29 protein-coding genes and 1 riboswitch are annotated in these 24,108 nt (G+C 50.2%); of the genes, 23 read left to right on the top strand and 6 right to left on the bottom strand.

Annotation, left to right across the window (positions count from 1 at the left end; translation table 11 throughout):
• Positions 1-143 precede the first annotated feature (143 nt).
• From HFE64_07835 to HFE64_07800, 8 genes are all read left to right on the top strand, one after another.
• Positions 144-329, top strand: a complete 186-nt coding sequence (locus HFE64_07835; protein ID MCI8633371.1) for a hypothetical protein — start codon at positions 144-146, stop codon at positions 327-329.
• 157 nt (positions 330-486) lie between these two features.
• Positions 487-1,128, top strand: a complete 642-nt coding sequence (gene pcp, locus HFE64_07830; protein ID MCI8633370.1) for a pyroglutamyl-peptidase I — start codon at positions 487-489, stop codon at positions 1,126-1,128.
• Between the two features lie 22 nt (positions 1,129-1,150).
• Complete coding sequence (locus tag HFE64_07825) at positions 1,151-2,845, top strand: zinc carboxypeptidase (protein ID MCI8633369.1); 1,695 nt, start codon at positions 1,151-1,153, stop codon at positions 2,843-2,845.
• Between the two features lie 160 nt (positions 2,846-3,005).
• The gene (locus HFE64_07820) at positions 3,006-4,241 is read left to right on the top strand and encodes a bifunctional folylpolyglutamate synthase/dihydrofolate synthase (GenBank protein MCI8633368.1); all 1,236 of its coding nucleotides are present in this window, start codon (positions 3,006-3,008) and stop codon (positions 4,239-4,241) included.
• A gap of 23 nt (positions 4,242-4,264) precedes the next feature.
• Positions 4,265-4,432, top strand: coding sequence for a hypothetical protein (locus tag HFE64_07815; protein MCI8633367.1), 168 nt, complete (start codon positions 4,265-4,267; stop codon positions 4,430-4,432).
• Complete coding sequence (locus HFE64_07810; GenBank protein ID MCI8633366.1) at positions 4,429-5,442, top strand: tetratricopeptide repeat protein; 1,014 nt, start codon at positions 4,429-4,431, stop codon at positions 5,440-5,442. Before HFE64_07815 ends, HFE64_07810 begins: the two co-directional genes overlap by 4 nt.
• Entirely contained in the window at positions 5,432-6,751 is a 1,320-nt protein-coding gene (locus HFE64_07805) for an alkaline phosphatase family protein (GenBank protein MCI8633365.1), read from the top strand. The genes HFE64_07810 and HFE64_07805 overlap by 11 nt, the downstream gene beginning before the upstream one ends.
• Before the next feature lie 114 nt (positions 6,752-6,865).
• Positions 6,866-7,108, top strand: a complete 243-nt coding sequence (locus HFE64_07800; protein MCI8633364.1) for a type II toxin-antitoxin system Phd/YefM family antitoxin — start codon at positions 6,866-6,868, stop codon at positions 7,106-7,108.
• A 150-nt stretch (positions 7,109-7,258) separates the two neighbouring features.
• On the opposite strand, the gene HFE64_07795 is transcribed toward HFE64_07800, so the two are convergent.
• The 4 genes from HFE64_07795 to HFE64_07780 all read right to left on the bottom strand — a co-directional run bounded on the left by HFE64_07795 (position 7,259) and on the right by HFE64_07780 (position 12,000).
• The gene (locus HFE64_07795) at positions 7,259-8,281 is read right to left on the bottom strand and encodes a hypothetical protein (protein MCI8633363.1); all 1,023 of its coding nucleotides are present in this window, start codon (positions 8,279-8,281) and stop codon (positions 7,259-7,261) included.
• Between the two features lie 105 nt (positions 8,282-8,386).
• Positions 8,387-9,769, bottom strand: a complete 1,383-nt coding sequence (locus HFE64_07790; protein ID MCI8633362.1) for a hypothetical protein — start codon at positions 9,767-9,769, stop codon at positions 8,387-8,389.
• Positions 9,756-11,333: a HAMP domain-containing histidine kinase gene (locus HFE64_07785; GenBank protein MCI8633361.1), complete on the bottom strand. Its 1,578-nt coding sequence runs from the start codon at positions 11,331-11,333 to the stop codon at positions 9,756-9,758. The genes HFE64_07790 and HFE64_07785 overlap by 14 nt, the downstream gene beginning before the upstream one ends.
• Entirely contained in the window at positions 11,314-12,000 is a 687-nt protein-coding gene (locus HFE64_07780; GenBank protein MCI8633360.1) for a response regulator transcription factor, read from the bottom strand. The genes HFE64_07785 and HFE64_07780 overlap by 20 nt, the downstream gene beginning before the upstream one ends.
• 344 nt (positions 12,001-12,344) lie before the next feature.
• On the opposite strand from HFE64_07780, the gene HFE64_07775 reads away from it, so the two are divergent.
• The 3 genes from HFE64_07775 (at position 12,345) to rplT (ending at position 13,514) form a co-directional block, all read left to right on the top strand.
• Positions 12,345-12,839, top strand: coding sequence for a translation initiation factor IF-3 (locus tag HFE64_07775; GenBank protein MCI8633359.1), 495 nt, complete (start codon positions 12,345-12,347; stop codon positions 12,837-12,839).
• Positions 12,840-12,911: 72 nt separating this feature from the next.
• Positions 12,912-13,109: a 50S ribosomal protein L35 gene (rpmI, locus tag HFE64_07770; GenBank protein MCI8633358.1), complete on the top strand. Its 198-nt coding sequence runs from the start codon at positions 12,912-12,914 to the stop codon at positions 13,107-13,109.
• A gap of 51 nt (positions 13,110-13,160) precedes the next feature.
• Positions 13,161-13,514 carry a 50S ribosomal protein L20 gene (gene rplT / locus HFE64_07765; protein MCI8633357.1) on the top strand — a complete coding sequence of 118 codons (354 nt, stop codon included), beginning with the start codon at positions 13,161-13,163 and terminating at the stop codon, positions 13,512-13,514.
• 77 nt (positions 13,515-13,591) lie between these two features.
• Here the strand turns inward: rplT and HFE64_07760 are convergent, their stop codons facing one another.
• The gene (locus tag HFE64_07760; protein MCI8633356.1) at positions 13,592-13,828 is read right to left on the bottom strand and encodes a hypothetical protein; all 237 of its coding nucleotides are present in this window, start codon (positions 13,826-13,828) and stop codon (positions 13,592-13,594) included.
• A gap of 314 nt (positions 13,829-14,142) precedes the next feature.
• Here HFE64_07760 and HFE64_07755 point away from each other — a divergent pair, with 314 nt between their 5' ends.
• From HFE64_07755 to pyrE, 11 genes are all read left to right on the top strand, one after another.
• Positions 14,143-15,237 (top strand): winged helix-turn-helix transcriptional regulator, encoded by a 1,095-nt coding sequence (locus tag HFE64_07755; protein ID MCI8633355.1) that lies wholly within the window; start codon positions 14,143-14,145, stop codon positions 15,235-15,237.
• Positions 15,238-15,269: 32 nt separating this feature from the next.
• Positions 15,270-16,070 (top strand): PHP domain-containing protein, encoded by an 801-nt coding sequence (locus HFE64_07750; GenBank protein MCI8633354.1) that lies wholly within the window; start codon positions 15,270-15,272, stop codon positions 16,068-16,070.
• 75 nt (positions 16,071-16,145) lie between these two features.
• Positions 16,146-16,739, top strand: a complete 594-nt coding sequence (locus tag HFE64_07745; GenBank protein MCI8633353.1) for a DUF4397 domain-containing protein — start codon at positions 16,146-16,148, stop codon at positions 16,737-16,739.
• Positions 16,740-16,794: 55 nt separating this feature from the next.
• Positions 16,795-17,334: a phosphodiesterase gene (gene yfcE / locus HFE64_07740; GenBank protein ID MCI8633352.1), complete on the top strand. Its 540-nt coding sequence runs from the start codon at positions 16,795-16,797 to the stop codon at positions 17,332-17,334.
• Positions 17,335-17,413: 79 nt separating this feature from the next.
• Positions 17,414-17,650, top strand: coding sequence for a preprotein translocase subunit SecG (gene secG / locus HFE64_07735; GenBank protein ID MCI8633351.1), 237 nt, complete (start codon positions 17,414-17,416; stop codon positions 17,648-17,650).
• Positions 17,651-17,794: 144 nt separating this feature from the next.
• A complete protein-coding gene (gene smpB, locus HFE64_07730) occupies positions 17,795-18,262 on the top strand; it encodes an SsrA-binding protein SmpB (protein ID MCI8633350.1) in 468 nt (155 codons plus the stop codon).
• A 22-nt stretch (positions 18,263-18,284) separates the two neighbouring features.
• Positions 18,285-18,983 (top strand): aldo/keto reductase, encoded by a 699-nt coding sequence (locus HFE64_07725; protein ID MCI8633349.1) that lies wholly within the window; start codon positions 18,285-18,287, stop codon positions 18,981-18,983.
• A gap of 22 nt (positions 18,984-19,005) precedes the next feature.
• The gene (gene srtB / locus HFE64_07720) at positions 19,006-19,791 is read left to right on the top strand and encodes a class B sortase (GenBank protein ID MCI8633348.1); all 786 of its coding nucleotides are present in this window, start codon (positions 19,006-19,008) and stop codon (positions 19,789-19,791) included.
• Positions 19,784-20,554, top strand: coding sequence for an HAD-IIA family hydrolase (locus HFE64_07715; protein ID MCI8633347.1), 771 nt, complete (start codon positions 19,784-19,786; stop codon positions 20,552-20,554). The genes srtB and HFE64_07715 overlap by 8 nt, the downstream gene beginning before the upstream one ends.
• Before the next feature lie 18 nt (positions 20,555-20,572).
• Entirely contained in the window at positions 20,573-21,601 is a 1,029-nt protein-coding gene (locus HFE64_07710) for a M42 family metallopeptidase (protein MCI8633346.1), read from the top strand.
• A gap of 15 nt (positions 21,602-21,616) precedes the next feature.
• Positions 21,617-22,279, top strand: coding sequence for an orotate phosphoribosyltransferase (gene pyrE / locus HFE64_07705; GenBank protein MCI8633345.1), 663 nt, complete (start codon positions 21,617-21,619; stop codon positions 22,277-22,279).
• 305 nt (positions 22,280-22,584) lie between these two features.
• On the opposite strand, the gene HFE64_07700 is transcribed toward pyrE, so the two are convergent.
• Positions 22,585-23,016: an Hsp20/alpha crystallin family protein gene (locus HFE64_07700; protein MCI8633344.1), complete on the bottom strand. Its 432-nt coding sequence runs from the start codon at positions 23,014-23,016 to the stop codon at positions 22,585-22,587.
• A gap of 112 nt (positions 23,017-23,128) precedes the next feature.
• A riboswitch (TPP riboswitch) is annotated at positions 23,129-23,233 on the top strand.
• A gap of 119 nt (positions 23,234-23,352) precedes the next feature.
• On the opposite strand from HFE64_07700, the gene HFE64_07695 reads away from it, so the two are divergent.
• Positions 23,353-24,102 carry an ABC transporter permease gene (locus HFE64_07695; GenBank protein MCI8633343.1) on the top strand — a complete coding sequence of 250 codons (750 nt, stop codon included), beginning with the start codon at positions 23,353-23,355 and terminating at the stop codon, positions 24,100-24,102.
• Positions 24,103-24,108: the final 6 nt, after the last annotated feature.

Raw genomic sequence — 24,108 nt, 5'->3', positions numbered from 1 at the left:
GCATTCTGCATCTGATCCTGCTTATGGTGGCGTTTATGGTAGAGCTGTACTACACGCATGACCGGAAGAAGAGACAGAAACGGATGTTTGAGCTAAGGAAAGAGCTAGAGGAAACAGGAAGATAAGGAAAGGAGGAAGAGAAGATGAGTGAAATGATTCATACGACGTTAGGATTTTGCATGTGGGATATACCGGCGCTGATTATACTGTTGGCGATGGTGGTTGTGCTGATTGTGCACATGGTAAAGCAGAAGAAGAGAGAGAAGAGTATGGAGGATGAGCTGGCGAGCAGCATGGCAGAGAGAGCTGCAGGACGCAGGGAGTCCTAAGACGCATAGGAAAGAACATATCATCATTACAGGCAGGAGGCTGCTCAAAGCCTCCTGCTTTTCTTTGGCAAAATTATGATTAGACCATTGCCTCATGGATAAAAGCGTGATAAAATAGACCTCATATTAAAGCTTTTTTAAAAAGGGGTAGGACTGAATGAAGGTGTTGATTACGGGCTTTCAGCCATTTGGCGGTGAAAGCATCAATCCGGCATATGAAGCAATCAGGCGGCTGCCGAAGACGATCGAAGGAGCGTCTGTGATTACGAAGGAAATTCCGGTGGTATTTAGAGAAGGAAGCCGTGCAGTGCGTGAGGCAATCCAAAAGGAGCAGCCGGATGTTGTGATCTGTGTTGGACAGGCCGGCGGCCGGAATGGCATTACACCTGAATTTGTGGGGATCAATTATCAGGACGCACCGATTCCGGACAACCAGGGCAATCAGCCAATCAGCGAGGCTATTGAGCCTGAGGGTCCCAGCGCCTATTTTACAAAGCTTCCGGTTAAGGCTATGGTGGCAGCGATGAAGAAAGAAGGCATCCCGGCAGCCATTTCCTATTCGGCCGGCACGTATGTGTGTAATGATGTGATGTATCAGCTGCTGTACGATATTGACCATGAGTTTCCGCGGCTTCGGGGAGGCTTTATCCATGTACCGTACGCAGAGGAGCAGGTGAAGAACAAGCCGCATACCCCTTCTTTACCGCTTGCGGTAATTGCACAGGGGCTGGAGGTCTGCATTCGCGCGGTCATTGCGAATAAAACGGACTGCAGGCAGATCAGCGGCGCAGAGAGCTAAGAACTTTAGAATGGAGGAAATGATGAAGCTAACAGAACGGGTATCGTATACGTACGATCATTTTTATCGGTATCAGGAGATTACGGATATTTTGCAGAAATATGCGAAGGAATATCCGGAGCTTGCCCGCCTGACGGTTGCCGGTACCTCGCCGGAGGGACGCAACTTGTGGGTGATGGAGGTTACGAATACCAAAACCGGCGCTTATGAGGATAAGCCGGGATATTATATTGAAGGAAACCTGCACGCCGGAGAGGTAACAGGTTGTATGTGCTGCATGTACTTGCTGGATGTGCTGTTTACCAACCATAACAAGCCGGAGATCCAGGAGCTTCTGGACAAGTATACCTTTTATGTGCTGCCGCGCGTTTCGCCGGATGGATCAGAGTATTATCTGACGACGCCGGAGATGGTGCGGTCGGTGCCGAGAATGTATCCGTATACGGAGGAGATGCCAGGGCTGCAGCCTAAGGATCTGGACGGAGATGGCGTGATTCGCAAAATGCGTGTGAAGAGCCCGTTTGGGATCTGGAAGGTGTCGGAAAAGGATCCGCGCGTAATGACAAAACGCCGCCCGGATGACACGACGGGAGATTTTTACAATGTATATCAGGAGGGCGTGATTGAGGACTATGATGGGATGAATATCCTCAGCGCTCCCGGCAAGTTTGGCATGGACTTTAACCGCAACTATCCGATCGGATGGAGACCCGAGCATGAGCAGCGCGGCGCCGGTACGTATCCGCTGTGTAATCCAGAGACAAAGGCCAATACAGATTTTCTGATTGCACATCCGAATATCTGCAGCGTACTGGATATGCATACCGCAGGCGGGCAGAATCTGTATACGCCCGGCTTTAAGCCGAGAAAAGAGGCAGAGGCTGCCGATATGGCGATCTACCAGATGCTGGGCAAGATGGCGCAGGAGGAAAATGGCTACCCGGTGGTGAGTGTGTTTGATGAATATATGGCGCCGGGAAGTCAGGCCACCTATGGAGGATTTGATGATTTCTGTCATTTCATCCTGGGCATCCCTACCTTTACCATTGAGTGCTGGGATATCAATCCGCGTGTTGGCGTGGAGATGCAGTACCCGCCGAAGGAAAGCAAAACGGATGAGGAGCAGGAGGAAGAGGCGCTGAAATATGTTCAGTGGATCGATAAGGAGTTGGACGGCGAAGGCGTAAAGGACTGGACGCCCTTTGACCATCCGCAGCTTGGCAAGGTGGAGATTGGAGGCGTTGATTATAAATATGTGGCGCAGAATCCGCCGATCAAATTCCTTGTGCAGGAGCTGGAGAAGCATACCCGCTTTATGCTGCGTCAGGTCAAAACGCTTCCGCTGGTGCAATTCGACAAGATCGATGTTACGCATATGGCAGAGGATGTATATAAGGTAGAGGCCTATGTGATGAACACAGGCTTCCTGCCTACCTATGTTTTTAAAGAAGCGCTGAAGCTTAAGAGCCTGAAAGAGCTTACGGTGACGATAGAGGGCGCCGAGGTGCTGGAGGGTAAGGCCAAGCAGGGAATCGGACATCTGGCAGGCTTTTCAGGGGTCCACGGCTTCAACTCGGGCTTAGGGGCTAACACCATGCAGAGTGAGCCCTGTGAGAAAAAGGTAACCTGGATTGTGAAGGCAGCCGCCGGGACGCAGCTCACGTTTACCTGTGAGGGCGGCCGGATGGGACGCATTCAGACACAGACACAGCTTTAAAGAGAGAGAAGAGAGGCTGGCGCCGCAGAGGAGGCGCCAGCCTTTTTAATTGCCGAAGGGATAAATTTAAAGAGGAAAAGCAGGGGTTTAGGGTTGACTTTCCCACGGGCTTTTTGTACACTTTTAATAAGGAATTAGGCCTATTTAAACGGAGGAAAAAATGGACTATCAGTCATATATTACATGGTTGGAGACGGTGCCGCTCTATGGAAAAAAGGACGGCGTGCGCAATATGGTGAGCCTGTTGCAGGAGCTTGGAAATCCGCAGCGGCAGATGCCGGTGATTCATGTGGCGGGGACGAACGGCAAGGGATCCTGCTGCGCGATGCTGGCGCAAATACTCAGAGAGAGCGGATATAGAGTCGGACTTTATACCTCGCCCCATCTGGTAGAGTATACAGAGCGGATTCAGCTGGACGGCCGCCAGATCGAGAAGGAAAGATGGCTTGCCATCGGCCTGGAGGTGAAGGCGGCTGCCGAGAAAATCGCAGCAGCAGGAGAGAACCATGCTACCTTTTTTGAAATCATCACAGCGATGGCCTTTTCATTTTTTGCCAGTGAGAAGGCCGATGTAGTGGTGCTGGAGACCGGAGTCGGCGGACGCCTGGACGCTACCAATGTGATAGAGTCGCCGGAGCTCTGCCTGATTACCTCCATCAGCCTGGATCATACCAAGGTGCTGGGAGAGACGCTGCCGGAGATTGCCGCCGAGAAGGCAGGGATCATCAAACGAGGCGTGCCGGTGGTGCTGGCTGAAAATCCGCGGGAAGTCCAGCAGGTAGTTCAGCAGCAGGCAGAAGATGTCGGCAGCGATTTTTATTATGCACCGGCCGAGCTGGAAGAAATACCGCCGCTGCGGCTTGCAGGGGCCTATCAGCAGCAAAATGCAGCGGCCGTGCTGCGCTGCGCGCAGCTACTGCTGCAAAAAGGATGGCGTATTACAGAGGAGACCATACGCAGAGGGCTTGCCAATACCCATTGGCCCGGCCGTATGGAGAGGAGCCAATTTCAGGGAAAGCCGCTTCTGCTGGACGGAGCGCATAATCCAGGAGGCGCGCATATGCTGGCAGAGTATCTGGAGAAGCAGTATGAAAAAGGGAGCTGTACGCTAGTGTTCAGCGCGCTGGCAAAGAAGGACGCAGAGCACATTTTGGGGCAGCTCAGAGACTGCAGCGCGATTGGCCGCGTAGTTTTTACCTGTATTGACGGAGAGGATCAAACAGAAGCGTTTGTCCGCATCTGGCAGGCATCGGCAGAGGGAAGGAGCAAGAGCTTTTGCTGCGTTAAGCAGCCGCAAAACGCATTGGAGACGGCGGTGCATATGCCGGAGACAGAACTGACGGTGTGTGCCGGTTCGCTGTATTTGATTGGAGAGATAGAAAGCGTCATTCGATAGAGAGTAAGGAGGTAAGCAAGGACATGTTTAATTTTAAGCAGGAGCTGGCAAAGTACCGGGAGAGCCTCGAGGTGGAGGATCTGGCAGAGGGGCTTTCGGGAGAGGAAATACAGGACATTCTGGATGTGGCGAGGGCTCTCGCAGGGGCGCAGCAGGAGGAGCCTGTGAAAAAGAGGGCAGAGAGCCGATGAAAAGCCGCGTAGAAGAGCAGCAGATGATTGAAAAAATACAGGCCACAAGCCAGCAGCTGTACCGCAGCGGACTGTCTAAGGCGGGGGCGGGGGACCTGAGCCGTGCGGTGGATGATCTGGAAAAGGCGGTACGGTATGATAAGCATAATGAAAAAGCGCGCAATCTTTTGGGGCTGGTGCAGTTTCAGCGGGGCGAGCTGGGCGAGGCCATGAAGCAGTGGTCAATCAGCGAGTATCTGAATCCGGCGGCTAATTGGGCCACTTATTATTTAAAAGAAATTAAGAAAGAAGAGGAAATGCTCACCGATATGAGCAGCAGCCTGCAGCTGTATAATGAAGCAAGCGCGCTGGCGCATAAGGATAGTCTGGATTTTGCGATTACAAGGCTTAAAAAGGCGGTGCATCTGAATCCGCGCTTTGTGAGGGCGCGGCTGCTGCTGGCGCTGTGCTACATGGAGACGCAGCATTATAAGACGGCGCTGCGCGCGCTGGATCAGGTGGCGAAGGTGGACCCTCTCAATCCGGATGCCATGCGCTACCGGCTCTATATCGCGCGGCAGCGCAAGGAGGGTGTGCCGGACGCCGGGATGGGAGAGATCCAGGATTTGAGCCGGGACCTGTATGTGCAGCAGGCTCTGCCGGAGCCGGATAAAGAGGAGATCTTTAAGGAAAGGCGCAGGCGCAGAAAGGCTGTACGCAATATCAGCGGGCCGGTGATGCAGATTCTGCTGTTTTTTGCGGGCGTGCTTTGTGCAATTGGCTTTGTGCGTACTCTGTGGTACCCGGAGGAGATTCGCCAGCAGAAGGATCAGATCCAGCAGATGCAGATCTCAGCGGAAGGGATGCGTAAGGATAAGGAGAGTCTGCAGGAGCAGGTCAAGACCGCGGCAGAGCTTTTGCAGGCAGCAGCTAAGGATGGGAAAGAAGGAAAGGTGCTGCAGGCCGGAGTACTGGCGGATATCACGCAGCTTCTGCAGGACTGGGGGATTGAAAAACAGGATGAATCATAAGCATAAATTCATAGTGATATCGTTTGACGGGCTGGGCAGCGACGACTGGACGATCCTGGAGAGGTTGCCGCATTTTGGGGCGTTTTTGGAGGAGGCTGCCTACTGTAAAACGGTAGAGACCGTATATCCGTCCCTTACGTATCCGGCGCATTGTACGATCGCAACCGGGCGGTATCCGGTGCATCACCGCGTGATTCACAACACGCTTTTGCAGCCGAACCGCATGGCGTCGCCTGATTGGTACTGGAAGCGCAAATATATTAAAGGAAAGACGATTTATGAGGCTGCAAAGGAAAAGGGCATGAAAACAGCGGCCTTTTTATGGCCGGTGACGGCAGGAGCCCGCATCGATTATCATATCCCGGAGATTTTCGCCAATCGCAAATGGGATCATCAGATCCTTGCCTCGCTGCGCAGCGGCAGCGTAAAGTTGCAGGCCGAGGTGTTTGCCCGCTATGGAAAGCTGATGCATGGCATCGAGCAGCCGCATTTGGACCATTTCATTCATCAGGCCGTATTGTACACGCTAAAAAAATACGAGCCGGATTTCACGCTGATTCATTATGTAGATTTAGACAGCATGCGCCATCATTACGGCCACAGCAGCCCGGAAGCGCTAAAGGCACTGAAACGGCATGATCAGCGCCTCGGGGAGCTCATGCATTTGCTGGAGGGCGAGCCTGTGACATGGGTAGTGCTGGGTGATCATTCCAGCCTTGACGAAGCCAGAGCCATCCGGCTCAACCGTGTGCTGGAGCGCGCCGGGTGGCTGCAGCGTGATAAAAAAGGCAATATTCGGTCCTATCAGGCGCTCATGCAGGGAGCCGACGGGTCAGCCTATATTTACGGAGGGCCTGAGCTTGCGGCGCAGGTGCGCGCGGAGCTTGAGGGCTTCAGCGAGGAGCATGATCACTGTCTGGAGGCCATCTACAGCGCAGAGGAGGCCGGCCGGCAGGGGGCTGATGACAGGTGTCTGCTCATGCTCGAGGCCAAAAAGGGATATTATTTTCAGGATACGCTGGAGGGGCCGGATATTTATGAGATCCAGCCGCAGGAATGCACCAGCACGCCGCATATGCAGATGGCGACACATGGTTATTCGCCGAAAAAAGAGGGCTATACGACGGTATTTGCAATGCGTGGTAGCGGCGCCGCCGCAGGCGGAAAGCAAGGAGAGCTGCCTGCGCTGGCGAAGGGAGAGGTGGCCGCATATATGCATCTGGCGGATGAAGGTCCTACGATCGCCCATTTGTTTGGCGGGGAGCTGCCCGAGGCCGACGGGATGCTGCGAAAGGAGTTTTTTGTATGAATAGGCAGGCGCTGAAGATAAATTGTCTGCAAGGAAAAAATAATATTTTAAACTTGTTAAAATAGGTTGAATTTATCCTATAATCAGTACATAATATAGATGGAGGTGTTTTTTATGAATATTAACACAAATAGTCTTGTTTCGATTACGGAAGCAAATCAAAACTTTTCTAAAGTAGCCCGTTTGGTAGATGAAAACGGCTCAGCAGTAATTTTAAAAAATAATGTTCCTCGTTATCTGATTGTAGAATTCAGTCAGGCGGAAAATGAACAGATTGCATCAGATGAAGATATTATGTCGATTTCCAAACGGTTAATTGCAAAGAACAGGCAAGCCTATGAGATACTTGCAAAATGAAGAAGCTAACTTATCTTTTGATGATATGCTTCAATGGATTATTAAACATCAGGTATAAAAACAGTTGTAAAATTCTTATTACACAGCAAGGTAAAAGAAATGGAACATACGATTTACCATCGGTTTACACAGGCGGATTACGAGGCGCTGTTAGACTAAGCGTCGCGGCATATTGCTGTGAATCAGCAGAGGATTGACAAGCAGCGAGACTTCATCGCCGTCATGCAGGTCCGACCCGGTGAGATCGAGAAGCGTAAAGTCAAGACCGCAGGCAAGCACGGGCAGAGCAGAGAGATTGGAGCGCGTATAGACGCCGTCTCCGTTGCCGACGGGAAGGAGCCCTACCAGAGTCTCGCGGCGGAGCTTTTTGGCCCGGTAGCTAAAGGTGGCGCCGGCGGGGTAGAGCCTGGTCTGCAGAATATAGGTCTGAAAGGATACCGCATCCTGAAAATCCATAGAGGTTTTCAGCGGGCAGCGGCCAAGAAGAAGACTGCCGATGCGTACGGCGTCATAGCCCATATCGCCCTGCAGTAAGAAGGCAGGGGAAGCAGCCATATGCGTCATACCGGGATCAAGGCCGGCCAGCCGCAGATGCATCAGGGCATTATCAAAGCGCCGTTTTTGCAGCGTAAGCTGCCTTTTGAGATGGGCGGTGCCGCTGGCAACATGCGTGTAGCAGCCCTCTAGGCTGAATTCGTTTAAAAGGGAGAGCGGGATCTCGTTTAAATTTTGATAGGAGAAGCCGTAGCGGCCGAGGCCGGTGTCGATTTTGAGATGAATGCGTGCGGTGAGGCCGGTCATATGAGAGGCTCTTTGCAGCAGAGAGGCCTGAGCGGCGCTGCCGAGCATGAAGATGATGTCCAGCTGCAGAAGATCACAGCAATTTTCAAGTGAAAATTCGGGAGTGAGCAGCAGGATCTGTCCGGTAAAGCCAAAGGAGCGGAGCTGGCGGGCCTCCTCTGCGTTGATGACGGCAAAGAAGTCGATGCCGGCCTGACGGAGCGCAGCGTATTCGTTGTAAAGGCCGGTGCCGTAGCCGTTGTCCTTGATCACGGCGATGAGCGTGCGGTCGGTGCGGCTGCGAATCTGCGCCACATTATGCAGGACGGCGCTTTGGCGGAGCAATAAATGCCCTTGCTTTTGGTAAACATGATTGTGAGAAGTCATCAACATAAAACACCTCTTTATTTTAAAGTATCGTTTTTGAAAAAAGATGCTTTTAGTATAAAGAGGTGTTTTTTCAGATGGAGCGCTAAACTGTAAAGTCTTTGTAAAATTTCAAAAGTTAAGAAGAATCAGTTTTCTAAATTCGCCGGCCTGGCTGGTCGTGATTTCGATAAGCAGACGGAGAGAGTCCCCGGATTCATCCACATGCATATACAGGATATAGGGATCAAGTGAATCCGTATGATAGAGCAGAACGGACTGCTGCATATCCTGATTAAGCAGGTAGGCGGTGACGTCAACACCGCTGGAGGAGGTGTCTGAGCTTTGGGCTGCGATGAGCGTATCCTCGCAGATGACAAAGGCCTGAACGGGATCGTTGAAGTGATAGTGCTGCAGCACCGTGCCGGCATCCATATCGAAGGCAAAGATGCCGATGCCGGAGGCATACAGATATAAAATATCTTTATAAAATACAGGGTGCAGATCCAGTGTATTGATTTCGGCTGGCAGGTAGTCATTTAAAGAAAAGGAGTAATTGATTCCATTTTGCAGATCAATGTGATAGGCAAGAGAAGGCTCCTGCGGGGAATTGAAATAAATGAAAAAGCGGGTCCCATCTGCGTTAGACACGGCGGAGGGCTGAGCATTAAAAAGATAGAGAGGGAAATGCTCTCCTATATAATAACTGGTGAGCCCTTCGGAGGCCATCTGATAGAGATAGGCATAGGTATCATCCATTGAAAGGCCGAAATCAAAAAGGAGCTCACTGGATAAGGAGGCACCGTTAATATTGGCGGCAGAGTCTTTCGTTATTTCAACATAGCCGTCATATAGGTCATCTGTGATGGAAAAGATGGGCATAAAGAAGAAGGACGAATCATCCTCCGCCCATTGGCAGAAAATATGAACAGTAAGCCCTGCGTTTAACGTATCGGTGAGGTCAGAGGACTGCCAGATGAGTCTCGTCTCCTCAGTGGCAATATTCAGTAAATATAAAAAGAGGGTGTTGTCTTCGAGTACGTCGTATAGGACAAATTGATCGTTGTGGGAAATATAATGCTGATGGTATCCGTCAGGAGCAGGGAGTGAAAAGCCTTGGAGCGGAGTTTGTACCGAAGAGGAGAGCTGCAGTGTGGTGTACTCAAATAGGGCGTCAGAGGTGGATTCTACATCGGGTGATTTGGCTTCATCATTTTCCCCAATGAGGATTTGGCTGACGCGGAGCGCCCCCTGATCATCAAAATGCGCTATCCCTTCGCTGCTCTCATAATACACAGCGTCCGTGACAGGGAGGCTGATTTCCTCGAGATTTTGGATATCCCATACACGGCTGGAGTAGGGAACGGCTTCGTTTTCTGAGACTCCAGTGAGCTGTGTTTCGCGGTCGGGCAGTACGCAGAGCTTTTCTACGACCTGGGCGCGGCAGCCGCAGAGCAGCAGCGCCGTGCAGATACAGACTAAAAATGCGTTATAAATAGGCTTACGGTGCTGCATAGTGATCCTCCGTTTCAGCATGTTTTATAGTGCTAAACCATACCGTAAAGCGGGTAAGGCCTTCGGGTGAGCTTTCTACCTGAATTTCGGCATGGTGCTCCTCGGCAATTTTCTTGCAGATGGCCAGACCGAGGCCGGAGCTTCCATGCTCGCGCGAATAATTTTTGTCCACGCGGTAGAAGGGCTCAAAAATATGGGCCATCTGCTCCTCGGTCATCCCTTTGCCGCCGTTTTGTACGCACAGATAGGTGGTTAAGGGGGCGCCTTCGTCTTTTTTCCGCCGCCCGGCGGTAATATCTATGGGCTCGTGGGGAGCACCGTATTTGATGGCGTTGTCGATAAGGTTAATCAGGAGCTGACGCAGTCGGTCCTCCTGACCATTTATGATCAGCTGGCTGGGGCAGGTGAGGCGCAGGTGGCTCTGATAGCGGTTGGCTTTGAGCTCCATGGCTTCTACGACGCTGGTGAGCAGCGGCGTGAGGTCAAGCCGGGAGAGCTGATAGCTGAGCTTTTTATTGGACATTTCGAGGAGCTGGAGCACCATGGCGTGCAGGCGGGCGCTCTCGTTTAGAATGTGCGAAAGACCGCTTTCTAAAAGTTCTGGGTCGGAGGTGCCGTTGTCCTGGATGAGCTGGGCGAAGCCTTGGATCGTGGTCAGCGGTGTTTTGAGTTCATGGGTGACGTTATCGAAAAACAGTTGCTTGCTGTTTAAGAGCTGCAGGATGTGATTACGGTCACGGCGGATGTGATGGATCTGCTGATCGATGGTGTCGAGCATTTCGCAGTAGTTGTGAGTCAGATCGCCGATTTCATCATGGCGGTGAGAGAGGCGGCCTGACAGGGCCTCTTTTTGGGCCTTCATCTCCTGTGAGCTCACGCCGTTTTCTTTAAAGCGGCTGGTGAGATGGGTAAGCCGGCGGAGCGGCTTGGTGAAATGAGAGAGCAGCAGCGTGCAGAAAAGCAGCGTGATGGCCATGATCAGACTGGTGATATGCAGCACTGTTTGGATGGTTTGATAGTTTTCGGTCTGCAGATCGGAATAGTCGATATAATATTCAATATAACCTATGGTTAAGTCTGAAAATTGAATGGGAATGATGAAATAGGCGTGGCAATAGGTCTCGGTATCGTAGCGAAGCTGATAGGAGGAAATGCCCTCCCGAGAAGCGCGGTCAAAGGCTGCCTGCGGAAAATGCTCTGAAGTAAAAAAGCTGGGAAGCGTTGAAAGAATGAGAAGACCGTCTATGTCATAGATGGCCAGAGGATAGCCGCCGGTTGTATAGAGCTGGTCGAGCAGCTGCGGGCTGATATCCATAAAGAGCTGCGGGCTGGATTCAGATTCTGCTAAAAGCATGGTCTGGCGGACATACACCTCGGTGTTGTTACGCAACTTGGTCAGATCGGTTTGAATACGGTTTTCCATGGATTCGCTGAGCTGCTTCGTGAGGATAAAATTGAGTAGGAAAGCGCTGATAATGAATACGACTAAAAGCCCCAAAAACATTTTGGGGCGGATGCCAAAGTGAAAGCGTTTGTTGTGAGTCCTACGGCTCCAGCGGAACATATTTATATCCTACACCAAAGACGGTTTGCAGATGGCGGCTCAGGTCGAGCTTTTTGCGCAGACGCTGTACGTGGATGTCAACTGTACGGGTATCGCCGAGATAATCGTAGCCCCAGATCTGTTCGAGCAGAATCAAACGGGTAAATACCTGCCGGGGATGCTTAATAAAGAACAGATAGAGATCAAATTCTTTAGGAGTCAGGTCTACCTCCTGGCCATCCTTGATAATCATGCGCTCATTTTCGCAGATGGTGATGTTTCCGATCACCAGATGGTCTGACTCGGGGTTGGTTTCTGCTTTTTCAAAGCGGCGCAGGACGGTTTTGACGCGAGCAATGACCTCGCGCAGGTCAAAGGGCTTGGTGATATAATCGTCGGCGCCTGCCTCGAGTCCGTATAGCTTGTCGTCTACGGTGCCCTTGGCTGTGAGCATGATGATGGGGATGTTAAGTGTTTCGGTAATCATGCGGCAGATATCGACGCCGCTGATATCGGGCAGCATCCAGTCCAGCAAAACGACCTGGGGCAGAAATTCGCGCGCGATGCTGAGGGCCTCACTACCGGTGAAAGCGCAGCGGACATCGAAGCCCTCTTTGCTAAAGCCGTACTGCAGGATGCTGGAAATGGGTTTTTCATCTTCTACAATTAAAATACGTTTTTCGTCCATGGTGTTTCCTCCTGAAAGAATTATACGCTATTTTGGGGTGGCTGACAAGAATGGGACTGTTTCAAAAATGTAAAATATCACGAAAAAAAGGTGTTGACAAAGGAAAGAAAATAGAGTATACTAATTTTCGCATAAAAAACAACAAGTAGAAGGTCCGCTTCTCACCCTGTTATCGGGATTTCAGTCTCGCACATGATAGTGGTTTATAGAGAGATATCAGCTTCTTGGCGGCTGTGCCGCTCGGCAGAGTTTTGCTCAGGAAGTGTTTATATACAGCGGATCCTTCTGTGGATTCGTTTTTTTATGCAAAAAATTTTCGGAGGTGCCAAGCCATAAGCGAGTTAATGATCAACGAAGAGATTCGTGATAAAGAAGTCAGACTGATTGATGAAAATGGAGAGCAGCTGGGTGTTGTATCGGGTAAGGATGCCATGAAGCTGGCAATGGAAAAGAATCTGGATCTGGTTAAGATTGCGCCCCAGTCGAAGCCGCCGGTCTGCAAAATCATGAACTATGGGAAATACCGTTTTGATCAGGTGAAGAAAGAGAAAGAGGCTAAGAAGAAGCAAAAAACTATGGAAGTCAAAGAGGTCCGTCTTTCTCCGAATATTGATGAACACGATCTGAATACGAAGCTGAAGAATGCTGCCAAGTTTTTGGAAAAGGGCGACAAGGTGAAGGTTTCCGTGCGGTTTCGCGGGCGTGAGATGACGCATACCGAGATCGGCAAGGAAGTGCTGGACCAGTTTGCCAAGGGAATTTCAGAAGTGGGAGCGATTGACAAGGCGCCTAAGATGGAAGGCCGCAGCATGGTGATGTTTTTGATGCCGAAGCGCTGATAAATCAGTGTTAGCATAAAGCGCGGGCCGCTTTTGGAAAACGGTCAGCGTAATTTTAAGGAGGATAAAGTAATGCCTAAGGTAAAGACAAAAAAAGCAGCTGCAAAGCGTTTTAAAGTTACAGGAACTGGAAAGTTAAAAAGATTTAAGGCAAATAAAAGCCATATTTTAACAAAGAAGACCACCAAGAGAAAAAGAAACCTGAGAAAGCCCAGCATGACCGACAGAACCAATGAAAAGGTTATGAAGAAGATCCTGCCTTATAGCTAATAGGGTCTTGGCACATCAGCATATTGGAAGATAACTTAAGGAGGATTTATCATGGCAAGAGTAAAGGGTGCATTAAACGCACGCAAAAAGCATAAAAAGACATTAAAGCTGGCAAAGGGTTTCTATGGTGCTCGTTCTAAGCAGTACCGCAGCGCAAAGAGCGCGGTGATGAGATCTATGCGCAGCGCATACATTGGACGCCGTCTGAAGAAAAGAGATTTTCGTCAACTTTGGATCGCTCGTATCAATGCTGCCTGCCATATGAACGACATGTCCTACAGCCGTTTTATGAATGGTCTTAAAAAAGCAGGCATTACTTTAAATCGTAAGGTGCTGGCAGATATTGCAGTAAACGACCCTGCGGCTTTCACCAAGTTAACAGAGGCAGCAAAGGCTGCGCTGTAAGCCGATAGTTCAAATAAAAAGAAAGAAGCACATTTTCACCTATAGTAGGAGAAAATGTGCTTTTTGCATTCTACCGTTTAAAATTCGGATCTTTGGGCGCCGGATAAAATGCTGGCTGAAAGAATGGCATCCTCAACAGCCGCTTGCAGATGCTCTGGGGCCAGTGCTTCGGCCTCAAACTGACGGATAAGAGCTTCTACAAATGGACGGCTTGCTGAAATGTCATGGATCACTACAGGGCCGGCTGCGATACCGTATGAGGTATAGGCGCCGATATCACAGTGAGTTAAGTGATCTTCTACGAGGTGAAACATCTCTTTATATCCTCCTAGGATTAATGCGGACTAATCTATGATACCATATATTGGCAATTTTGAAAATAAAATGTAAACAAGTTGCAAATATCCGGCGTTTTGACAAAATAGAGCAGAAAAGGATATCAATAAAAATGGTATAAATGCTGCTTAAACGATAGTATGATTATAAAAACAGTAAAAATTAATATAATTATTTTTGTCAATTGCGGGACAGGAGGTGGACTGCTTGTTGATTTGTATAATAGCTGGATGAGAAGAATAAATAAAATATTACTTAGGAAAAAATTGAAGAAAACGAGGGAGCATTATAAATGAAGCTGATTTTTACTGAAAAGATAGGTGAACTGTATGATCTGTTGCAGGCATTGACAATTTATTTCTCACATAAAAACGATGAAGAAGGACAGGATGCAGAAGATGTCAGCAAGTATCTGGGAGCTGTGGATGAGCATATTGCTTTATTCTTTGAAATACAAAGAGAAGGAACGGTATTTGCGCTGCATGAATTGTTTCCGGCACTGCTTAGCCAAACAGGACCTTCTGCAAAAAAACAGGATTTTTACCAATTTTTAGATGCGGACCGCCTTAGACGCTGGATATTCCACTTTTATACCGGAGAACCCTTCACAGAGAGCTTGTCTGCCATTGCCAGCTGTATTACCGCGTGCGAGATGCCGGTCAGACTTAAATATCAGCTACTTTCTTTTTGTACCAATCCGCGGCCGACAATTGAGTGTTTGATCAGCGAAATGGAGCGTATCTTAAACATAACCAGCAGCTATCGATTTTATTGTCAGAACCAGCTGGAGCTGTGCCGCCAGGAAATTCTGGGGCAGAAGTCCAAAGAGTTTATTCGTATGCTGAGCAATATGGAAGGGCGCGTGATACGGTGGAACGGCAGAAAGGAACTGTATATTTCATTCTGTGTGCTAAACCGGCGGATCATTGAGAGGCAAATTGTATGTCCGCTCGTTCTTTTAGGGATAGACTATCAGGAGACTTTAAAGGAGCTGGATATCAGGAGTGATTATGATTTATGCGAGATTATGAAAGCAACGAGCACGCCGCTTAGAATGGAGCTGTTTGAGGAGGTGAAGAGGCATCCGGACGGTGTATTATTGTCGGATCTGAATCATTACGCGGGAGTGACAACAACGACTCTCAGCTATCAGCTGAGGGTTTTGGTAAGGAGCGGCCTGCTTCAAGCAACTCATATCAAAAATCAGGTCTGTTACACAGTAGATCAAGAATGCTGCGATTATGCCCAGCGCAATACGAATCGGCTTTTTAGCAGAGGCACCGCATTTCCCGTTCGGGAAAAGCGCCGCGGCGGAGGCAGACAGTGGTGGGATGAGGCCAAAAGCAATAAAGCGGGTGACTTGAATAAACCGAAAAAAAGGGTATAATACAGACATACAAAGCCTGACAGGAGGAAAGCATGAAATTTTCAGTACAGCACGATCTGCATTGTCATACATATCTGTCCAGCTGCTGCGCAGACAGCCGCATGACGCCGGAGGCGATCTATCAGCGCGCAAAGCGCCAAGGGCTGACGGCGCAGTGTATTACCGATCATCTTTGGGATGCGGCCGTACCGGGAAGCAGCGATTGGTACAAGCCTCAAAATATTGAGCATGCGGAGGTAAACAAGGCGGCGCTGGCGGCCCTGCCGCAGGATGGGCCGCGCATGTATTTTGGTTGTGAAACGGAATACTGCGGAGGAGGCCGGCTGGGGCTGGCGCCGGAGCATTTTGACCGTTTTGACTGGATCGTGATTCCGCCTAATCATTTTCATATGAAGAATTTTACCCGTATGGCGGAGGTGGACACAGAAGAAAAGGCGGCGGAGCTTTTTACACAGCGGCTGGAGGAGATCAGCTGCCTAGAGCTTCCCTGGCATAAGGTTGGAATTGCTCATTTAAACTGCCGTCATACCTTTAAAGAAGGAGATTATGCGAAGGTATTTGCGCTGATGGACGACTCGCGTCTGAAGGCGGTATTCAAGCGTTTTGCTTCCCGCGGTGCGGGTATTGAGCTTAATACAAGCGGCTTTGCAGATGGCTGGGAGGAGCGGCGCGAGGAGCATCTGCGGCTGTTTCGGATTGCGCGGGATGAGGGTTGCCGGTTTTATATCGGCTCGGATGCGCACAGCCCGGAGGCGATGGAGGTCATGCAGGCGAGAGCGGAGCGGGTAACGGCGCTTTTGGAGCTTACGGAGGAGCAGCGGTTTCGGATATAAACTTTTGGAAAGTTTTGTGCGTATGGGTCATAGAATGAGGATATAATTATAAATGCATAAGTTTGGAGGAAGTACATGAGTTATATTCGATTTTTCCATGCCTGTACAGAGTGGGAAGAGGTGGCCGTATATGTGGGCGGGATGCCGGTGACGCGCCAACTCGCATATGGAGAGAGTACACCGCATTTTTTGATGGGCAGCGGACAGACTCTGATCCGCATAGAGGAAAAGGGTCAGGTCAGAATGCAGCACCATGTGATTATTCCGCGGGATCAGGCGTTTACGATTGCTTTGGTATGCCGCGGCGGCATACCGGAGATAGTGCCGATTGCAGAGGATGGCAAGGCGGCAAGTGGCGGGATGAGCGGCGTGCGCGTTGTATGCCTGTCGGAAAATGATCAGACCCTGGAGCTGTGGCGGCGTGCAAGGCAGCAGGAAGAATTGCTGTTTTCTGAGGTGCAGCAGGGGGATGTGAGCGAATATGTGCAGCTGGAGGCAGGAGAACACCGCTGGGAGCTGAGGGAGGCGGGCGCTACGATTTCGATGCTTCCGGGACAGCAGACGGCAGATACGAAGCTGCACAGCCTGTATCTGATTGGCCGGGGAGATCCGGATGAGGAGCAGCGGCCGCTGGTGCTGCGCATGATGCAGGATGTAACAATGGCCTGATAAAAGCCGGTGTGGTAATGGGGCTAGACAATTGGAAAAAGCGAGGAAAATACAAATGAAATATATGGTGATTTCGGATATTCATGGGGATGCTGCTTGTCTAAAACAGGCACTGCAGCGGTTTGAAGAGGAAGAGGCTGAAGTGCTTCTGGTGCTGGGGGATCTGCTGTACCATGGGCCGCGCAATCCGGTTCCGCAGGGGTATGCGCCAAAGGAGTGCGCAGCACTGCTGAATGCATATAAGCGGGTGATCATTGCCGTGCGCGGAAACTGTGATGCGGATGTTGATCAGATGATGCTGGATTTTGCTATTACAGCGCCATATATGCTGCTGCCGCTGGAGGCCGGGGGCCGGCTCTGCATCACGCATGGCCATCTGGCTGCAGAAACGCTGCACTTGCAGGAGGGGGATCTGCTGCTGAGCGGGCATACGCATGTGCCGGGGATTTGGAATCACGAAGCATATACGGCGATGAACCCCGGTTCGGTATCTTTGCCTAAGGAAGGCGCACCAAGCACATATGCGATGCTGGAGGACCGTCAGATTACCATTAAAACAATGGATGGAAACACATGGAAAACAGCGAACTGGTAATTGACTTTGCTTCGGCCTTGTGGTATGATGAAGAGCATGAAAAAATGTATCGAATAAACGAGGGAGGAGAGCAATAGAAATGGCTGGCATTATTATTTCTATTATATTATTTATCGTCTGCATTATGCTCACCGGCATTGTTTTGATGCAGCAGGGGAAGAGCGCGGGGCTTTCCGGAGCCGTAAGCGGCGTGGCCGAGTCGTATTTCGGTAAAAATAAAGCGCGGACGATGGAAGGCAAGTTTGAACGGATTACAAAGATTTTAGCGGCAATTTATATCATTCTTTCTTTGGTTTTATATTTTGTGATCGCGTGATAAAATCTGTGAACGGCCTAGTCGATCTAGGCCGTTTTTTGTTATATGCAGACCCGCATATGGAAGTTTGTGGCTAACGCAGCATGCGGGCCGCGAGGCAAGTAGGGGACTACTTGATCATAGAAGAGAAGGGAGAGGAAGCGAGTGGCAAAGGATACCGTAAAGCTTGTTGCGCAAAATAAAAAGGCGCATTTTGAGTATTTTCTGGAAGAGCTGTTTGAAGCAGGGCTCAGCCTGAGTGGCACAGAGGTTAAGTCGCTGCGGCAGGGGAAATGCAGTTTGAAGGAAAGCTTTGTCAGGATCGAGCAGGGAGAGGCTTTCCTCTATAATATGCATATCAGCCCGTATGAGCAGGGCAATATCTTTAATAAGGATCCGCTCAGGACACGCAAGCTGCTGCTGCACAAAAGTGAAATCCGGCGGCTGATCGGCAAGGTAAAGACGGATGGCTATACGATCGTGCCGGTGAAGCTTTATTTTAAGGGCAATTATGCTAAGGTGCAGATTGCGCTGGCTAAAGGTAAAAAGCTGTATGACAAGCGGCAGGATATCGCCAAAAAGGATCAGCGAAGAGAAGCCGAGAAGAACTTTAAAATTCAAAAAATGTACTAAACAGAGAGTGCGGAGGAAATCGATGAAGCAGGTAACACTAGGCCGGTCGGGTATTGTGACCGGAAATCTTGGGTTTGAATGCGGGCCTCTGCTGCAAAGGAGCTTTGCAGAGTGCCGCATGCTTACAGAAAAAGCAATGGAAGCAGGGATTCGTTTTTTTGATATAGGACTTCCGATAGAAGAGCTGCAAAAGCGAGTCGGACATGCCACTGTCGGGCATCGTCAGGAGCTCATTTTAGCCGGCAGCTTTCAGCCGTGTAGGCCCGAGGAATTTAAAAACCAGCTGAAAACCGTACTCCGGGGGCTCAAAACTGATTATTTGGATCTGTGTCAGATCCATGATCCGGATTATCTGCCCAGAACGGGCGACAGTGAAGGGTTTTATGATGCGCTGACGCAGGCCAAAAAGGCAGGCTACATCCGCAGCATCGGCCTTACCACTGGCAGCACCGATATTGCGCTGCATGCTCTGGAATACGGCTGGTATGATACGCTGCAGTTTCCGTGGCAGGCGGGGAGCAGTGAAGAGGAGCTGGACTATCTTACATTTACACATGAGGCCGATATGGGCAGCATCAGCGTGCCGCCGCAGCCATATCCAAACGATATGAAAACGGAGCTGGAAGCACTGATGGCATGGGACGCACACGTCTCCTTATGGCTGCTGGAGGAAGGCGCCGGCATGGAGGCTGTGCTGGAAGCGGCAGGAAGCGGCTGCTAATACAAGGCGAAGGAGAAAGCGCATGGCAGAAAAAGGAAAGACGACAAAAACCATTCTGAACATATTGATCGTTTTAGTTGCCTGCATATTGGTTTTTTGTCTGTATAAGCTGGGCAGCATCTGGTGGGGCTACCATCAAAATGAGGTCACACAGACAAAGGTGCAGGACTTATTTTACGGCAGACAGGAAATATCCGGGAGCGATAGCGTCGGCGAGGCTCAGGAGTATATGTTTGACCTGACGCCTCTGATCCTGGAAAATCCTGATACAGTAGGCTGGATCAAGGTGCCCGATACGGTTATCGATTATGTAGTGGTACAGGCCAAGGACAACGATGAATACTTACACAAAAACTTTTACGGCGAATACAACTCAGCAGGGACGATCTTTGTGGACGCCGCCAATCAGATGGGTAGTCCGCTGCAGAATCTGATCCTCTATGGGCATCGTATGAAGGATGACTCCATGTTTGGAGAGCTGGGCAAATATCTCGATGCTGAATTTTTCGCAAAGCATCCGGCCTTTACCTTCATCACAAAGGATGGCGTATATGACTGCGAGGTCTTTTCGGTCTATCAATGCACCACGGAGGTGGAATACTGCCAGACCTCATTCAGCAATGAACAGCGGCAGGCAGACTATGTGAGCAGCTGCAAGCAGCGCTCTCTCTATGCGACGGATGTAGAGGTCACGGCGCAGGATACGCTCATCACCCTATCAACCTGTGATTACGTGCTGGATCCTCATAACGGCCGGCTAGTTGTACACGCCAAACTCAAATTAAAGGAAGAAAACAAAAATGGATAATCTTCAGCAAAAAAAGCTCTGGATCCTCGACATGGACGGCACAGTCTATCTGGGCAATCAGCTTTTTCCCGAAACGCTGCCCTTTTTGCAGCGCATACGGCAAAACGGCGCGCAGTATCTGTTTTTTACCAACAATGCTTCCAGAGCCAAGGATACATATGTACAGCGCCTGCAGGGCATGGGCATTCCGGCAGGGCCGGAAAATATCCTCACATCTGCCGAAACGACGATTGCATTCTTGAAGCGGCACAGAGCCGGTCAGAGCGTATATGTCGTCGGGACGCCGGATCTCATCCGCAGCTTTGAGCAGGCCGGTATTCGGGTAGAAGAGGAGGCTCCGATCGTAGTAGCCAGTTTCGATACCACCCTTACCTATGACAAGCTGGAAAAGGCCTGCCGCTACATCCGCGAAGGCGCAGAATTTATCTCTACCCATCCGGATTATAACTGTCCCGTGGAGGGAGGGTTCATCCCTGATTCGGGCGCTATCTGCGCGCTGATCACAGCTTCTACCGGAAAAACGCCGCGCTATTTCGGCAAGCCTTATGAGGATACGCTGGAAATCATTCAGGAATTTACCGGAGTGGCCAGAGAAGACATGGTCGTGGTAGGCGACAGACTGTATACGGATATTGCGCTGGGAGCCCGTCATGAAGTCACCTCGGTGCTGGTGCTTTCCGGGGAAACCACAGAAGAAGATCTGCACCATAGTGATGTAAAGCCAAGCTTGGTTGTGCAAAATGTGGGCAGCTTATTAGCATAAAATAAGGAGGCAGTTCAAATGGAAATCAATATGGAGTATGTGCTGCAAACCCTGAGAGAGATCATGCAGATCGACAGCCCGAGCGGGTACACGGCTGCAGTGATGGAAAAGGTGGAGCAAAAAGCAGAGGCGCTTGGATATTCCTTTGAGATGACACATAAAGGAAACGGCATCATTACCATTCCGGGAAAGGATCTGGAATATGTCGTTGGCTTTTGTGCCCATGTGGATACGCTGGGGCTGATGGTGCGCAGCATCAAAGAAAACGGAGCACTGGCCTTTACCAAGATCGGCGGGCCCAATCTGGCGACCGTGGATTCCGAGCTGTGCCGGGTCCATACGCGGGACGGCCAAGTGTATGACGGAACGGTGTACTGCACGAAGCCGGCGTCCCATGTGTATAAAGAGGCCGGCAAGGAGCGGAGCGAGGAGAATCTGGAGGTCCGTCTGGATGAGGATGTAAATAGCAAGGAAGATGTACAGAAGCTGGGCGTACAGACCGGCGATTATATCTGTATCGATCCCAAATTCACGGTTACCCCCTCCGGTTACATCAAATCTCGGTTTTTAGATGATAAGCTTTCCGTTGCCATACTGCTGGGCGTTCTGGAGCACTTTGCATCCCATCATCTGATTCCCAGCCATACAGTGAAAATTCTGATTTCTACCTATGAAGAGGTGGGGCACGGCATGGCCTGGATTCCACGGGATATCCGTGAGCTGATTGCCGTCGATATGGGCTGCATCGGAGAGGATCTTTCCTGTACGGAAAAGATGGTCTCGATCTGTGCTAAGGACTCCTCCGGCCCGTATGATTATGCCATTACCTCTCGGCTGGCCGAGCTGGCCAAAGAAAACGAGCTGGACTATGCGATTGATATTTATCCGTATTATGGATCGGATGTGAGCGCGGCGCTGTCCGGCGGACAGGATATCCAGGGAGCGCTCATCGGTCCAGGCGTTTTTGCCAGCCATGCGTATGAACGCTCGCATATAAAGGCTGTAGAAAACACAATGAAGCTGCTCATAGCCTATTGGTTAGATTAAGGAGGAAACGATATGCTGACAGAATCGAAAATCAAATTTATCGAATTTATGATGGCCGCAGACGTGCTGCGGTTTGGCGAGTTCAAAACCAAAAGCGGGCGCCTCACGCCGTATTTTGTCAATACCGGCAACTACCGCACCGGCGCGCAGATCGCAGGTCTTGGAAAATTCTATGCCGAGCTGGTTAAGGAGACGCTCGGTCAGGAATTTGACGCTATGTTTGGACCCGCGTACAAAGGCATTCCGCTGGTCACAACAACAGCAGCTGCACTGGCAAACGAATATGGAATTGACAAGCCCTATTTCTTTAACCGTAAAGAAGAAAAAGACCACGGCGAAGGCGGCAGCCTCGTGGGATACAAGCCGCAGGACGGCGATCGCCTGATTATCATTGAAGATGTGATCACAGCCGGCACAGCCGTGCGCGAGACAATGCCGATCCTCAAAGGCTGCGGCGCTGTAACAGCAGAGCATATGTTCATCTCCGTAAACCGCTGCGAGGTGGGACAGATTCCCGGAAAAACAGCCATTATGGAGGTCAAAGAAGAGTTCGGCCTCAATGTACATGCCATCGTGACAGTCAAAGATCTGCACGAATATCTGCAGGGCAGGCAGGAATATCAGGATGTGCTGCAGCGGATGGAAGCATATATGGATCAATACTGCGTGCTGGATTGAGCAGTCAATACGGTTGTTGCTATTTCGGAGCTAGTTGTTCTGATGATCTCGGTTTTTCAGCCGATCCTAATTTTTCAGCCAATTTCAATCCTTCAGCCGCCGCGGGCGGAAACGGACGATATAGCTGAAATTTTTCCACCGTGTATGGCGGAACGGTCGTGTAATAGCTGAAAAATACCCGTTAGCAAGCTTCGCTGGCAGGACCATGGCGGAAAAATTCCGCCATGGTCCTGCCAGACTCGATAGATGGTGGAAATATTTCCGCCATTTTTTAATTTTTGCAAATCCTGACGATAAGCATCTGCTTACTGAATCTCGATCTGATGAGAGGCTGGCAAAGCTTCTTTCTTTTTGGGCAAAGTCAGGCGCAGCACCCCGTCGGCATAAGACGCGGAGATCTGATCCTCCTGAATGGCATCGATGTCAAAGCTCCTGGTGAAAGAGCCATAGGTGCGTTCCCGGCGCAGATAATTTCCTTTTTCATCCTGCTGCTCCTGCTGAGAATGCCGCGTGGCCTTGATCGTCAGGCGGTGGTGGTGGACATCCACCTGAATATCCTTTTTATCAAAGCCAGGCAGATCGGCCTCCAGCAGAAAAGAGTCGCCCTGATCCTGAATATCCGTCTGAAATTCGTAGGCGCCGTTCAGATTGCCAAAGAAATTTTTTTCAAGCTCAGCAAAGGGGCTGCGGCTGAATAGGCTGCGATAGCTTTTTTCAAAGGGTGTCATTTCAAACATAATATCAATCGTTACCTCCATAATCAAGTATAGAGGATAGCATATCCAGAGACTGGCAATTTGATGCACTTAAAATAAAAAGCTTGCATATGCTTTTTATCTGGCGTATAATGAAACAAAAATGGGGAGGCCGAAGGCCTGAGAGTAAACCATAAGGTTTTGACCCTTTGAACCTGATACAGATAATACTGGCGCAGGAAAATATAGTGACAAATAGGATGCTTGCAGGGCGGCGCATAAAAGGCGGCCTTTGCAAGTATTCATGAGCTGTATACATGCCGATGCGTCCAGATAAGACGCATCGGTTTTTTGTGTTAAAAAGGAGAAGATAGAACAATGAAACGATTGACGAAGACAGCGCCTGTGCTAGTGATCATAGGGCTGCTGCTGATATGGGAGGCAGTGGTGCGGATTGCCGGTATTCCGCTGTATGTGCTGCCTTCACCGAGTGCGGCGTTTAATGCATTCATAAACGAATTTCCGGAGCTGATGCGCCATGCCGGCGTGACAGCAGCAGAGGCTCTTGTCGGAATGGGCATTTCCTTTGTGATCGGCATCCTGATCGGCATCTGGATGGATGCCGCGCCCACATTTAAAAAGTGTGTGTATCCCATTCTAGTCGTTACGCAAACGGTGCCGGTCATTGTGCTGGCGCCCATCTTTATCATCTATATGGGCTTTGGCTATGCGCCCAAGATCCTGACGGTAGTGCTCATGTGCTTCTTCCCGATTGTAATCAGCTTTAGCGACGGGCTGGGACAGATGGAAGAAGGCTATCTCAATCTGATCCGTGCCTATGGCGGCTCGCGGTGGCAGCTATACCGCATTGTGAAGATTCCGTCTGCCATGATATCGCTGCTGTCAGGGTTAAAGGTAGCAGCCACCTACAGCATCAGCGGCGCTGTGGTCGGAGAATGGATCGCCTCACAGAGCGGTCTTGGATATTATCTGATCCGGGCGAAAAATGGCTATATGCTGGACCGGGTGTTTGCCTGCGTCATCATGATTATCCTGCTGAGTCTGTTGATGAACGGCCTGATCAAGGTAATAAGCCGCGTCGTGCTTCCCGCCAGGCGGGGAAACTAGGCGCTG

This window comes from Lachnospiraceae bacterium, assembly GCA_022794035.1.
GTDB lineage: Bacteria > Bacillota > Clostridia > Lachnospirales > Bianqueaceae > CALWPV01.
Note: the sequence above shows the minus strand (reverse complement) of the source record. Positions and strands in the feature narration are given on the sequence as shown.

Bases quoted from the DNA above. Each gene is read 5' to 3' on its own strand.
- HFE64_07790 (MCI8633362.1), bottom strand. From the start codon at position 9,769: ATGCAGCACCGTAAGCCTATTTATAACGCATTTTTAGTCTGTATCTGC.
- HFE64_07815 (MCI8633367.1), top strand. From the start codon at position 4,265: ATGTTTAATTTTAAGCAGGAGCTGGCAAAGTACCGGGAGAGCCTCGAG.
- secG (MCI8633351.1), top strand. From the start codon at position 17,414: ATGGCTGGCATTATTATTTCTATTATATTATTTATCGTCTGCATTATG.
- HFE64_07715 (MCI8633347.1), top strand. From the start codon at position 19,784: ATGGATAATCTTCAGCAAAAAAAGCTCTGGATCCTCGACATGGACGGC.
- HFE64_07800 (MCI8633364.1), top strand. From the start codon at position 6,866: ATGAATATTAACACAAATAGTCTTGTTTCGATTACGGAAGCAAATCAA.
- HFE64_07795 (MCI8633363.1), bottom strand. From the start codon at position 8,281: ATGTTGATGACTTCTCACAATCATGTTTACCAAAAGCAAGGGCATTTA.
- HFE64_07825 (MCI8633369.1), top strand. From the start codon at position 1,151: ATGAAGCTAACAGAACGGGTATCGTATACGTACGATCATTTTTATCGG.
- HFE64_07760 (MCI8633356.1), bottom strand. From the start codon at position 13,828: ATGTTTCACCTCGTAGAAGATCACTTAACTCACTGTGATATCGGCGCC.
- HFE64_07710 (MCI8633346.1), top strand. From the start codon at position 20,573: ATGGAAATCAATATGGAGTATGTGCTGCAAACCCTGAGAGAGATCATG.
- HFE64_07820 (MCI8633368.1), top strand. From the start codon at position 3,006: ATGGACTATCAGTCATATATTACATGGTTGGAGACGGTGCCGCTCTAT.
- yfcE (MCI8633352.1), top strand. From the start codon at position 16,795: ATGAAATATATGGTGATTTCGGATATTCATGGGGATGCTGCTTGTCTA.
- HFE64_07775 (MCI8633359.1), top strand. From the start codon at position 12,345: ATGATCAACGAAGAGATTCGTGATAAAGAAGTCAGACTGATTGATGAA.
- HFE64_07745 (MCI8633353.1), top strand. From the start codon at position 16,146: ATGAGTTATATTCGATTTTTCCATGCCTGTACAGAGTGGGAAGAGGTG.
- HFE64_07750 (MCI8633354.1), top strand. From the start codon at position 15,270: ATGAAATTTTCAGTACAGCACGATCTGCATTGTCATACATATCTGTCC.
- HFE64_07725 (MCI8633349.1), top strand. From the start codon at position 18,285: ATGAAGCAGGTAACACTAGGCCGGTCGGGTATTGTGACCGGAAATCTT.
- HFE64_07755 (MCI8633355.1), top strand. From the start codon at position 14,143: ATGAAGCTGATTTTTACTGAAAAGATAGGTGAACTGTATGATCTGTTG.
- HFE64_07810 (MCI8633366.1), top strand. From the start codon at position 4,429: ATGAAAAGCCGCGTAGAAGAGCAGCAGATGATTGAAAAAATACAGGCC.
- HFE64_07805 (MCI8633365.1), top strand. From the start codon at position 5,432: ATGAATCATAAGCATAAATTCATAGTGATATCGTTTGACGGGCTGGGC.
- srtB (MCI8633348.1), top strand. From the start codon at position 19,006: ATGGCAGAAAAAGGAAAGACGACAAAAACCATTCTGAACATATTGATC.
- HFE64_07785 (MCI8633361.1), bottom strand. From the start codon at position 11,333: ATGTTCCGCTGGAGCCGTAGGACTCACAACAAACGCTTTCACTTTGGC.
- rplT (MCI8633357.1), top strand. From the start codon at position 13,161: ATGGCAAGAGTAAAGGGTGCATTAAACGCACGCAAAAAGCATAAAAAG.
- HFE64_07695 (MCI8633343.1), top strand. From the start codon at position 23,353: ATGAAACGATTGACGAAGACAGCGCCTGTGCTAGTGATCATAGGGCTG.
- rpmI (MCI8633358.1), top strand. From the start codon at position 12,912: ATGCCTAAGGTAAAGACAAAAAAAGCAGCTGCAAAGCGTTTTAAAGTT.
- HFE64_07700 (MCI8633344.1), bottom strand. From the start codon at position 23,016: ATGTTTGAAATGACACCCTTTGAAAAAAGCTATCGCAGCCTATTCAGC.
- HFE64_07780 (MCI8633360.1), bottom strand. From the start codon at position 12,000: ATGGACGAAAAACGTATTTTAATTGTAGAAGATGAAAAACCCATTTCC.
- pcp (MCI8633370.1), top strand. From the start codon at position 487: ATGAAGGTGTTGATTACGGGCTTTCAGCCATTTGGCGGTGAAAGCATC.
- HFE64_07835 (MCI8633371.1), top strand. From the start codon at position 144: ATGAGTGAAATGATTCATACGACGTTAGGATTTTGCATGTGGGATATA.